This is a genomic window from Klebsiella sp. 141240, from assembly GCF_050600805.1.
Classification (GTDB): Bacteria; Pseudomonadota; Gammaproteobacteria; order Enterobacterales; family Enterobacteriaceae; genus Klebsiella; species Klebsiella aerogenes.
The window spans coordinates 1-2,987 of record NZ_JAQIRK010000042.1 but is presented as its reverse complement, the minus strand read 5'-3'; the positions used below and the strand labels follow the sequence as shown (position 1 = coordinate 2,987).

Here is a 2,987-nt window from a genome sequence, read left to right as displayed (position 1 = left end):
TTTGGTGGAGCTAAGCGGGATCGAACCGCTGACCTCTTGCATGCCATGCAAGCGCTCTCCCAGCTGAGCTATAGCCCCGTAACGTAAAGCGTGTCGTGTTGACGGGCGGCATAATATGAATTCCTTCGCCAGGTGTCAACGGCAAAATTACCCCTCCTGATTCAATCGCTGAAAAAGCAGGCAAATAGCTGACAATGCGAGCCTTATCGCAGGCAGGCGTTAAACATGTCACTATTTCCTGTAAAAGGATGCTATAACATGAAGCACTAATTCCCACATATTTACTCAGGAAATAGTATGCTCAAGGAACGAATGACTCCGGAAGAAATTGCGCATCTAACTGGCTTTAGCCGACAGACGATTAATAAATGGGTTCGTAAAGAGGGGTGGCAAACTTCTCCGCGGCCTGGCGTACAGGGAGGCAAAGCGCGTCTCGTACACGTTAACGAGCAGGTACGGGAGTTTATCCGCAATGCCCAGCGCGTAGCGGAAACGCCCTCGCCCTATTCGGTCGCTGAGACCGATCTCGAACCCTTATTGCTTACGCTCTGCAAAGAGATGACTCATCGCGAACAGAAGCAGCTAATGTCGCTGCTGCTACGCGAAGGCATTACCGGGTTGTTAAACCGTCTTGGAATACGCGGCCAGTAAAATAAGAATGATGAAACTAAAAGAAAAAATGACGCCTGCGGAGCTTGCCGAAGTTCTGGGTCTGGCCAGACAAACGGTCAACCGTTGGGCGCGAGAACAAAAGTGGCGAACCGAGGCGATTCCCGGCGTCAAAGGCGGGCGTGCGCGTTTGATTGTCATCGACCGGCCAGTGATTGATTTTCTGACCAATATTCCGGCATTTCGTCATCTGAATGAAGAGTATCAGCTCGCCGAACAGCCCGGCGGCTACTTTATCAATGAAGCGGATGCGGTATGGCGGCAAATCGCCGATACGCTGCAGTTAATGACCGCCGCAGAACAAACTCACCTTCGGGATCTACTTGCCCGCGATGGCATTAGTGGCTTCCTGGCGCGGTTAGGTATTAGCCCCGCGATAAAATAGCGGCGAAAAAAAACGGCAGGATTAACCTGCCGCTTGCTTTAGCTTACGCTCGGCCTCAGGACTGCTGGCTTTCGCGCTCGGCGATAAACGCCAGCGCTTTGTTGATACGTTCAACGCTACGGGATTTACCGATCGCGTGAACGGTGACGTCGAGCGCCGGAGACTGACCCGCGCCGGTCACGGCCACACGCAGCGGCATGCCCACTTTCCCCATACCCACTTCCAGCTCATCGGCGGTCGCCTGAATCGCATGGTGGACATTTTCCGCCGTCCAGTCGCTAATGGCCGCCAGCTTATCGCGAACCGCTTCCAGCGGCTGACGCGCCACCGGGCGCAGGTGTTTCTTCGCCGCATCGGCGTCGAACTCAGCGAACTCTTCATAGAAGTAGCGGCAGCTCTGGGCAATCTCTTTCAGCGTTTTGCAACGCTCGCCCAGCAGCTTAACCAGCTCGGACAACTGCGGGCCGTTACGGGTATCGATATTTTCCTGCTCAATGTGCCACTGCAGATGCGTCGCCACATATTCCGCCGGCAGCGTGTTGATATAGTGATGGTTTAACCACAGCAGTTTATCGGTATTGAACGCACTGGCAGACTTGCTCACCGCGCCCAGCGAGAAGAACTCGATCATCTCTTCGCGAGTGAAGATCTCCTGATCGCCATGAGACCAGCCCAGGCGCACCAGATAGTTCAGCAGCGCTTCCGGCAGGTAGCCGTCGTCACGGTACTGCATCACGCTCACCGCGCCGTGGCGCTTGGAAAGTTTTTTACCGTCATCGCCGTTGATCATCGATACGTGCGCATACACCGGCACCGGCGCATTCAGCGCTTTAAGAATGTTGATCTGGCGCGGGGTATTGTTGATGTGGTCTTCGCCGCGGATCACGTGGGTGATCGCCATATCCCAGTCATCCACCACGACGCAGAAGTTGTAGGTCGGGGAGCCGTCGGTACGGCGAATGATCAGATCGTCCAGCTCCTGGTTGCTGAATTCGATCGGCCCGCGGATCTGGTCGTCAAAGATAACCGAACCTTCCTGCGGGTTGGCAAAACGCACGACGCACGGCTCGTCGGCGGCGTGATGCTGATGATCATGGCGGCAGCGACCGTCGTAGCGCGGCTTTTCACCGTTAGCCATCTGTTCTTCACGCAGCGCGTCGAGACGTTCTTTCGAGCAGTAGCATTTATATGCTGTGCCTGCTTCCAGCATTTCATCAATAACCGCGTTATAGCGATCGAAACGTTTAGTCTGGAAATACGGGCCTTCGTCCCATTCCAGATTCAGCCAGTTCATCCCATCCATGATGGCTTCAATTGCTTCCGGGGTGGAGCGTTCGAGATCGGTGTCTTCAATACGCAGCACAAACTCACCGCCGTGGTTACGTGCAAAAAGCCAGGAATAGAGAGCAGTACGCGCACCGCCAACGTGCAGATAGCCTGTTGGGCTTGGCGCGAAGCGAGTTTTGATTTTCATGAATTGGCCTTACGTTTAATAAAGATGCCGATAGCCGGCAGTGTTCTTGGAATTGATAGGGGAATATTCTAACACCACAGGCTGATTCCTCAATGTAGATCCCGCCTCAACATCACGCTTTACCATTTTTGTTTATAAATCATACGCCGAAGCTGATTTTGCGATCGCTTTGTTTAATTTTACGACGAACAAACAAATTATTTAGAAAAGGCGTTGACTCAATTTCAACTCTCCCTATAATGCGACTCCACACAGCGGGGGTGATTAGCTCAGCTGGGAGAGCACCTCCCTTACAAGGAGGGGGTCGGCGGTTCGATCCCGTCATCACCCACCAACTACTTAAAGTAGTCTCCGCCGTGTAGAACAGAAAATTGAGAAGTGGGTGATTAGCTCAGCTGGGAGAGCACCTCCCTTACAAGGAGGGGGTCGGCGGTTCGATCCCGTCATCACCCACCACTT

The 2,987-nt window shown here is 53.6% G+C and carries 3 protein-coding genes and 3 tRNA genes; 4 read left to right on the top strand and 2 right to left on the bottom strand.

Annotation, left to right across the window (positions count from 1 at the left end; genetic code table 11):
• Positions 1-2: 2 nt before the first annotated feature.
• Positions 3-78 (bottom strand) — tRNA-Ala (locus tag PGQ95_RS26160).
• A 219-nt stretch (positions 79-297) separates the two neighbouring features.
• Here PGQ95_RS26160 and PGQ95_RS26155 point away from each other — a divergent pair.
• A complete protein-coding gene (locus PGQ95_RS26155; RefSeq protein WP_013878158.1) occupies positions 298-651 on the top strand; it encodes a YfeC-like transcriptional regulator in 354 nt (117 codons plus the stop codon).
• A gap of 7 nt (positions 652-658) precedes the next feature.
• Positions 659-1,054, top strand: a complete 396-nt coding sequence (locus PGQ95_RS26150) for a YfeC-like transcriptional regulator (RefSeq protein WP_430919864.1) — start codon at positions 659-661, stop codon at positions 1,052-1,054.
• A 55-nt stretch (positions 1,055-1,109) separates the two neighbouring features.
• Here the strand turns inward: PGQ95_RS26150 and gltX are convergent, their stop codons facing one another.
• Positions 1,110-2,528: a glutamate--tRNA ligase gene (gene gltX, locus PGQ95_RS26145; protein ID WP_430919862.1), complete on the bottom strand. Its 1,419-nt coding sequence runs from the start codon at positions 2,526-2,528 to the stop codon at positions 1,110-1,112.
• 258 nt (positions 2,529-2,786) lie between these two features.
• Here gltX and PGQ95_RS26140 point away from each other — a divergent pair.
• Positions 2,787-2,862: transfer RNA gene (locus PGQ95_RS26140), tRNA-Val, on the top strand.
• A gap of 46 nt (positions 2,863-2,908) precedes the next feature.
• Positions 2,909-2,984, top strand: a tRNA-Val gene (locus PGQ95_RS26135).
• Positions 2,985-2,987 lie beyond the last annotated feature (3 nt).